This is a genomic window from Mesorhizobium sp. M4A.F.Ca.ET.020.02.1.1 (assembly GCF_004022645.1).
Taxonomy (GTDB): domain Bacteria; phylum Pseudomonadota; class Alphaproteobacteria; order Rhizobiales; family Rhizobiaceae; genus Mesorhizobium.
On sequence record NZ_RZOI01001305.1, the window covers coordinates 1 to 698 of the forward strand.

General features: G+C 64.6%; 2 protein-coding genes. Both read right to left on the minus strand.

The genetic code is table 11. The annotated features are described in order from the left end of the window. Nucleotides 1-329, minus strand: a 329-nt coding sequence (locus EN742_RS36800) for a hypothetical protein (RefSeq protein ID WP_148670608.1), incomplete at its 3' end; no start/stop codon positions are given. 19 nt (nt 330-348) lie between these two features. Beyond that, the gene (locus EN742_RS36805) at nt 349-606 is read right to left on the minus strand and encodes a hypothetical protein (RefSeq protein WP_128333985.1); all 258 of its coding nucleotides are present in this window, start codon (nt 604-606) and stop codon (nt 349-351) included. Nucleotides 607-698: the final 92 nt, after the last annotated feature.

The window sequence follows — 698 nt, forward strand, 5'->3', positions numbered from 1 at the left end:
GCATCGAACAATCCGCCGCGCTGTTCCGCTGACAAAGCGCGCAGGCGGCTCGCGATATCCTTGCGGTCCTGCTCCGAGTTCGCGGTGTCATAGGCACGGATGAGGGCTACGAGTTCGGCCATCATCGGACGCGAGCCGCCGGCGGATGAGGCCAGCTCGATATCCCGCGCCAATGTCTCCGCCTCGCTCCGCTCCCGGTCGGCATGGGCGCGATGGAGGCGCTCGACCATCCTATTTATGTCGGCGAGCGGCGCCGGCTCGTTCGCACGCGGGGCGCCGGCGACGACCTTGCCGAATGCAGCGGCCGCTGCCCTGAGACCCGAAAACAACCTTCCATTGCCCATCCACTCAACCCCCCTTGAGCCGCAAAAGCTTTATGAAGACGACGTCCGTGCGCGCTGAAATGACGGCCACATCGTCCAGCGCAATCATTTGCTTGCCGCCGACGACGACCATGAAGGCGTTGCGCGAGAAGGCCTCGATCGCCGCCGCCACCGCCAAGTCCGGGTTCGTCTTCTTGAGCGGTCCGGTGTTTGGCGCATAGAGCAGCGTCTCTATCGCTGCGTCGTTGCGCGAGGCGTGCAACCTGTCATGCTCCAGCAGCACGGCACGCCGTCCTTCCAGTCCAGGACGAAGCTCTGGACCGGTTTGCGGGCGCCGATCTGGTCGTACATGACGATGCGGCTCATCTGACCCTC